10 protein-coding genes and 4 pseudogenes are annotated in these 5,850 nt (G+C 33.1%); 6 read left to right on the top strand and 8 right to left on the bottom strand.

Annotated features, from left to right (window positions below):
* Positions 1–159: 159 nt before the first annotated feature.
* The 8 genes and pseudogenes from DRZ96_RS11030 to DRZ96_RS11065 form a co-directional block, all read right to left on the bottom strand.
* The gene (locus tag DRZ96_RS11030) at positions 160–543 is read right to left on the bottom strand and encodes an amidase family protein (RefSeq protein ID WP_322788172.1); all 384 of its coding nucleotides are present in this window, start codon (positions 541–543) and stop codon (positions 160–162) included.
* 79 nt (positions 544–622) lie between these two features.
* Entirely contained in the window at positions 623–877 is a 255-nt protein-coding gene (locus tag DRZ96_RS11035; protein WP_256584682.1) for an amidase family protein, read from the bottom strand.
* 80 nt (positions 878–957) lie between these two features.
* Positions 958–1,044 carry a hypothetical protein gene (locus DRZ96_RS11040; RefSeq protein ID WP_322788173.1) on the bottom strand — a complete coding sequence of 29 codons (87 nt, stop codon included), beginning with the start codon at positions 1,042–1,044 and terminating at the stop codon, positions 958–960.
* A gap of 11 nt (positions 1,045–1,055) precedes the next feature.
* Positions 1,056–1,184, bottom strand: a complete 129-nt coding sequence (locus DRZ96_RS11045; protein WP_256584683.1) for an amidase family protein — start codon at positions 1,182–1,184, stop codon at positions 1,056–1,058.
* Positions 1,185–1,313: 129 nt separating this feature from the next.
* On the bottom strand, positions 1,314–1,523 hold the full coding sequence (gatC, locus tag DRZ96_RS11050) for an Asp-tRNA(Asn)/Glu-tRNA(Gln) amidotransferase subunit GatC (protein ID WP_322788174.1): 210 nt from the start codon (positions 1,521–1,523) through the stop codon (positions 1,314–1,316).
* Between the two features lie 122 nt (positions 1,524–1,645).
* Positions 1,646–1,777 carry a BRCT domain-containing protein gene (locus DRZ96_RS11055; protein WP_322788175.1) on the bottom strand — a complete coding sequence of 44 codons (132 nt, stop codon included), beginning with the start codon at positions 1,775–1,777 and terminating at the stop codon, positions 1,646–1,648.
* Positions 1,778–1,931: 154 nt separating this feature from the next.
* Positions 1,932–2,075 (bottom strand): helix-hairpin-helix domain-containing protein, encoded by a 144-nt coding sequence (locus tag DRZ96_RS11060; protein ID WP_256584684.1) that lies wholly within the window; start codon positions 2,073–2,075, stop codon positions 1,932–1,934.
* 88 nt (positions 2,076–2,163) lie between these two features.
* Positions 2,164–2,337, bottom strand: a pseudogene (locus DRZ96_RS11065) (hypothetical protein); the annotation flags it as partial.
* 252 nt (positions 2,338–2,589) lie between these two features.
* Between DRZ96_RS11065 and DRZ96_RS11070 the strand changes: the two are divergent.
* The 6 genes and pseudogenes from DRZ96_RS11070 to gatB all read left to right on the top strand — a co-directional run.
* A complete protein-coding gene (locus DRZ96_RS11070; RefSeq protein WP_256584685.1) occupies positions 2,590–3,030 on the top strand; it encodes a helix-hairpin-helix domain-containing protein in 441 nt (146 codons plus the stop codon).
* 34 nt (positions 3,031–3,064) lie between these two features.
* A complete protein-coding gene (locus tag DRZ96_RS11075; RefSeq protein ID WP_256584691.1) occupies positions 3,065–3,202 on the top strand; it encodes a BRCT domain-containing protein in 138 nt (45 codons plus the stop codon).
* Positions 3,203–3,247: 45 nt separating this feature from the next.
* Positions 3,248–3,511 carry an Asp-tRNA(Asn)/Glu-tRNA(Gln) amidotransferase subunit GatC gene (gatC, locus tag DRZ96_RS00470; RefSeq protein WP_256584686.1) on the top strand — a complete coding sequence of 88 codons (264 nt, stop codon included), beginning with the start codon at positions 3,248–3,250 and terminating at the stop codon, positions 3,509–3,511.
* Positions 3,512–3,671: 160 nt separating this feature from the next.
* Positions 3,672–4,351, top strand: a pseudogene (locus tag DRZ96_RS11080) (amidase).
* Positions 4,352–4,570: 219 nt separating this feature from the next.
* Positions 4,571–4,983 (top strand): annotated as a pseudogene (locus DRZ96_RS11085) (amidase family protein).
* A pseudogene (gene gatB, locus DRZ96_RS12160) lies at positions 4,980–5,850 on the top strand (Asp-tRNA(Asn)/Glu-tRNA(Gln) amidotransferase subunit GatB); the annotation flags it as partial. The pseudogenes DRZ96_RS11085 and gatB, both read left to right, overlap by 4 nt.

The following is a 5,850-nucleotide window of genomic DNA, read 5'->3' on the forward strand; positions in this document are numbered from 1 at the left end:
TACCATGTTAGCTGGTAAGTGAATAAATCTGCTTGATAAGCTTCAACTGGACTCATATTGTCATCAATTTTAAAAGGCAGTGTTGGGAAAGTTGGACATACCATAAAGTCATAATCCTTAACATTCTGTCCATATCTCTTTTAATTAATCCTCTTACTTTTAGAGCCTTATAATAATACTCATCTGCATTATCATTGATAAAATATGTGTACCAATCATAATTCTTCTCTTAACTTCATCACCGAAACCTTCACTTCTTGAAGCACGGTACATTTCTTCTATATTTTCAAAATTCTTATCTGTTCTATGTCCATATCTTATGGAATCAAAGCGGGCCATATTTGACGCAATTTCACCATTAACTAAGATGTTATAAGTTTCAATTGTATGGTTTAACGAGTCGATATCATATTCATCAACTTCAGCACCATTGTCTCTTAAAATTTTTATTGCCTTTTCAAATTCACTTCCAACTCTTTCATTTAAATCCATATCTAAACAAATCTTTGGAATAGCAAATTTTTTGCCCTCTAAGTTTTTAATTGCATCATCAGAAAAATCAAATTCAAAATTTAAGCCAGGGTTCCAACAGAAGTTGCATCTCTTTCGTCTTTACCTTCTATTAAGTAAACATCATTGCAAGGTCTCTAACATCATTTGCAATTACACCTGGTTGATCAAAAGTGTTTGCCATTGATGACATACCAAACCTAGAAATAGAACCGTAAGTAGGTTTCATTCCCACTGTCTTACAGAAACTAGACGGTTGTCTAACTGAACCTCCTGTATCTGATCCAATAGAAATAGCAGCCATATTTGCACTTACAGATGCAGCTGAACCCACCTGAAGAACCACCAGATACTCTTGTAGTATCAAGTGGGTTTTTTGTCACTCCAAAATAGGAAGTTCTTGTTGATGCTCCATGGCAAATTCATCTAAGTTAACCTTACCTAGAATTACACCATCATTATCTTTAATTTTTTAACTAATGTTGCATCATAAGGAGCGATATAATTTTCAAGCATCCTTGATCCACAAGTCATTTTTATATTTTTTACAGAATATTGTCCTTAATTGAAATTGGAACACCTGCAAGTTGAGACATTTCTTCTCTGTTGTGGAATTTTTCATCTACTTCTCTTGCCTTTTTAGAGCCTCTTCTTCTGTCACTGTGATGTAGCATTTATTTCTTTATTTTTTTCCTTAATGCTCTCTAAAAATTCTTTTGTAACTTCTTCACAGGAAAAATCCCTATTTCTATATCCTTGGGCTATCTCCAGGCCTTTAACTTACTAAAAGTCATGAGTCCCTCCTATTCTACAAACTTTATTAGTTTAAAATAACCGTATTTTTTAGTAGCGGCATTTTCTAGTGCCTCTTCTTGAGAAAGAGACTCTCCAGTTTTATCTTCACGAATATTGTTTTCTGTTCCATTGACTTGGAATACTTCTTCAACACCCTCAGTATCAACTTCTTTTATCTTATTTACTAGTTCAATAATTTCATCAAATTTGGTGCAAATTTTTCTAGTTCTTCGTCAGAAAAATCGATTTGAGCAATATTTGCTATATGCCTTATGTCTTCCTTATTCATTTAAACCTCCTACTAAATTATCAAGTTCTTCTAAACTTAAAATTTCTATTTTTAAATCTTCGCCTTATCATACTTAGAGCCTGGATTTTCTCCAACTACAAGGTAGTCAGTATTTTTACTTACAGAACCTGTCACTTTAGCTCCAAGGGATATTAGTTTTTCTTCAAGGTCTTTTCTCGGAATTTCAAGAGTACCTGTTAAGACGAAAGTTTTTTATCAAGGGGCTTAGGCCCACTACTATCATCTTCATAAAGTGGATTAATCCCCAAATCAAATAATTCATTAACTGAGTTAACAATTCTTTCATCGTGGAAAAACTCCACTATTTCTTTAGCCGTTATACTTCCAATATCTCCAATAGAAATAAGCTCATCTCCTTAGAATTTCTTAATTTGTCAAAGGACTTAAAGTAATCAGCTAAGTCTCTGGCAGTTTTTATCCCAACATTAGGTATACCAAGAGCATAAATGAAGTTTGACAATTGAGGATTCTTTGAATTTCAATTGCAGTTAAAAGATTATTTGTCCTCTTTTCTTTAAAACCTTCTATTTTAATTATATCTTCATATCTTAGCTTGTAAACATCGGAATCTCTTTTAAACCTACAGTTCCCATTAACTTTTCTATTGTCTTTTCACTAAAGCCTTCTATATCCATTGCATCTCTAGATGCAAAATGAGTGAACCTTGATACCAGTTGGGGAACACATGATAGTGTATTAGGACAAAATATATGGACACCATCTTGATATAAGTGTGAACCGCAATATGGACAAGTTTTAGGTTTTTCTTTTCAAGAGTTTTATTATAGTCTAAGGGTACCAGAAATTCTGGTAACCTTAAGTTATAATGAAACTCTTGAAAAGAAAAACCTAAAACTTGTCCATATTGCGGTTCACACTTATATCAAGATGGTGTCCATATATTTTGTCCTAATACACTATCATGTGTTCCCCAACTGGTATCAAGGTTCACTCATTTTGCATCTAGAGATGCAATGGATATAGAAGGCTTTAGTGAAAAGACAATAGAAAAGTTAATGGGAACTGTAGGTTTAAAAGAGATTCCCGATGTTTACAAGCTAAGATATGAAGATATAATTAAAATAGAAGGTTTTAAAGAAAAGAGGACAAATAATCTTTTAACTGCAATTGAAAATTCAAAGAATCCTCAATTGTCAAACTTCATTTATGCTCTTGGTATACCTAATGTTGGGATAAAAACTGCCAGAGACTTAGCTGATTACTTTAAGTCCTTTGACAAATTAAGAAATTCTAAGGAAGATGAGCTTATTTCTATTGGAGATATTGGAAGTATAACGGCTAAAGAAATAGTGGAGTTTTCCACGATGAAAGAATTGTTAACTCAGTTAATGAATTATTTGATTTGGGGATTAATCCACTTTATGAAGATGATAGTAGTGGGCCTAAGCCCTTGATAAAAAAACTTTCGTCTTAACAGGTACTCTTGAAATTCCGAGAAAAGACCTTGAAGAAAAACTAATATCCCTTGGAGCTAAAGTGACAGGTTCTGTAAGTAAAAATACTGACTACCTTGTAGTTGGAGAAAATCCAGGCTCTAAGTATGATAAGGCGAGAGATTTAAAATAGAAATTTTAAGTTTAGAAGAACTTGATAATTTAGTAGGAGGTTTAAATGAATAAGGAAGACATAAGGCATATAGCAAATATTGCTCAAATCGATTTTTCTGACGAAGAACTAGAAAAATTTGCACCAAATTTTGATGAAATTATTGAACTAGTAAATAAGATAAAAGAAGTTGATACTGAGGGTGTTGAAGAAGTATTCCAAGTCAATGGAACAGAAAACAATATTCGTGAAGATAAAACTGGAGAGTCTCTTTCTCAAGAAGAGGCACTAGAAAATGCCGCTACTAAAAATACGGTTATTTTAAACTAATAAAGTTTGTAGAATAGGAGGGACTCATGACTTTTAGTAAGTTAAAGGCCTGGGAGATAGCCCAAGGATATAGAAATAGGGATTTTTCCTGTGAAGAAGTTACAAAAGAATTTTAGAGAGCATTAAGGAAAAAAATAAAGAAATAAATGCCTACATCACAGTGACAGAAGAAGAGGCTCTAAAGAAGGCAAGAGAAGTAGATGAAAAATTCCACAACAGAGAAGAAATGTCTCAACTTGCAGGTGTTCCAATTTCAATTAAGGACAATATTTCTGTAAAAAATATAAAAATGACTTGTGGATCAAGGATGCTTGAAAATTATATCGCTCCTTATGATGCAACATTAGTTAAAAAAATTAAAGATAATGATGGTGTAATTCTAGGTAAGGTTAACTTAGATGAATTTGCCATGGGAGCATCAACAAGAACTTCCTATTTTGGAGTGACAAAAACCCACTTGATACTACAAGAGTATCTGGTGGTTCTTCAGGTGGTTCAGCTGCATCTGTAAGTGCAAATATGGCTGCTATTTCTATTGGATCAGATACAGGAGGTTCAGTTAGACAACCGTCTAGTTTCTGTAAGACAGTGGGAATGAAACCTACTTACGGTTCTATTTCTAGGTTTGGTATGTCATCAATGGCAAACACTTTTGATCAACCAGGTGTAATTGCAAATGATGTTAGAGACCTTGCAATGATGTTTAACTTAATAGAAGGTAAAGACGAAAGAGATGCAACTTCTGTTGGAAACCCTGGCTTAAATTTTGAATTTGATTTTTCTGATGATGCAATTAAAAACTTAGAGGGCAAAAATTTGCTATTCCAAAGATTTGTTTAGATATGGATTTAAATGAAAGAGTTGGAAGTGAATTGAAAAGGCAATAAAAATTTTAAGAGACAATGGTGCTGAAGTTGATGAATATGATATCGACTCGTTAAACCATACAATTGAAACTTATAACATCTTAGTTAATGGTGAAATTGCGTCAAATATGGCCGCTTTGATTCCATAAGATATGGACATAGAACAGATAAGAATTTTGAAAATATAGAAGAAATGTACCGTGCTTCAAGAAGTGAAGGTTTCGGTGATGAAGTTAAGAGAAGAATTATGATTGGTACACATATTTTATCAATGGATAATGCAGATGAGTATTATTATAAGGCTCTAAAGTAAGAGGATTAATTAAAAGAGATATGGACAGAATGTTTAAGGATTATGACTTTATGGTATGTCCAACTTTCCCAACACTGCCTTTTAAAATTGATGACAATATGAGTCCAGTTGAAGCTTATCAAGCAGATTTATTCACTATACCAGCTAACATGGTAGGTTCTCCTTCAATTTCACTACCAATGCCAGCAGGCCTAGATGGACTTTCTGTAGGAATAGAATTTACAGGTAAAAGATTTAAGGATAAGGACCTTATTCAAGCATCATTAGCATTTGAAAGGAGTTTAAACAAATGAGATATAAAACAATTGTAGGATTGGAAATTCACGTTGAACTTTCCACTGAGACAAAAGCTTTTTGTTCATGTAAAACTCCTTTGGGGATGAACCGAACACCAATGTGTGTCCAGTATGTTTGGCACTTCCTGGTGGAATGCCAGTTTTAAATAGAAATGTTGTTAACTATACTATTATGGCTGGAACTGCTTTTAATTGTACTATTAATAATAAATCTAAATTTGACAGGAAGAATTATTTTTATCCTGACTTAACAAGGGTTTCCAAATCACACAAAATGATAAACCTATTTGTACTGATGGTTATCTTGAAATTGATACAGATGAAGGAAAGAAAAAATTGGACTTTTCCAAATTCAAATGGAAGAAGATACAGCAAAAAGCCTTCATACAGAAGATAATGAAACACTTATGGACTACAATAGGTGTGGAGTACCTCTAATTGAAATAGTAAGTAAACCGGATATTTCTAGTGGTAAGGAAGCACGTGAGTTTCTTGAAAAATTAAAATCAAACACTTAGGTTCTTAGATATTTCTGACTGTAAATGGAAGAAGGATCACTAAGATGTGACGTTAACGTAAATGTAAAGGACATGGAAACAGGAGAAAAAACTGCTATTACAGAAGTTAAAAATCTTAACTCCTTTAGAGGTGTTGAAAAGGCCATTGATTTTGAAGTAGAAAGACACATTAAGCTTCTTGAAAATCATGAAGATGAAATCAAGACAACAAGAAGATGGGACGACGCGAAAAATGAAACTGTCCTAATGAGAGTTAAGTATACTGCCAATGATTATAGGTTTGCTCCAGAAGGAGACCTTCCGATAGTTCATATTACAGATGAAGAAAAAAAAGAAGTAGTTGACA

The sequence above is a fragment of the Peptoniphilus harei genome, from assembly GCF_900454685.1.
Taxonomy (GTDB): Bacteria; Bacillota; Clostridia; order Tissierellales; family Peptoniphilaceae; genus Peptoniphilus_A; species Peptoniphilus_A harei.

Coding starts and splice junctions, on each gene's coding strand:
- gatC (WP_256584686.1), top strand. CDS start 3,248: ATGAATAAGGAAGACATAAGGCATATAGCAAATATTGCTCAAATCGAT.
- DRZ96_RS11045 (WP_256584683.1), bottom strand. CDS start 1,184: ATGCTACATCACAGTGACAGAAGAAGAGGCTCTAAAAAGGCAAGAGAA.
- DRZ96_RS11040 (WP_322788173.1), bottom strand. CDS start 1,044: ATGACTTGTGGATCAAGGATGCTTGAAAATTATATCGCTCCTTATGAT.
- DRZ96_RS11070 (WP_256584685.1), top strand. CDS start 2,590: ATGGATATAGAAGGCTTTAGTGAAAAGACAATAGAAAAGTTAATGGGA.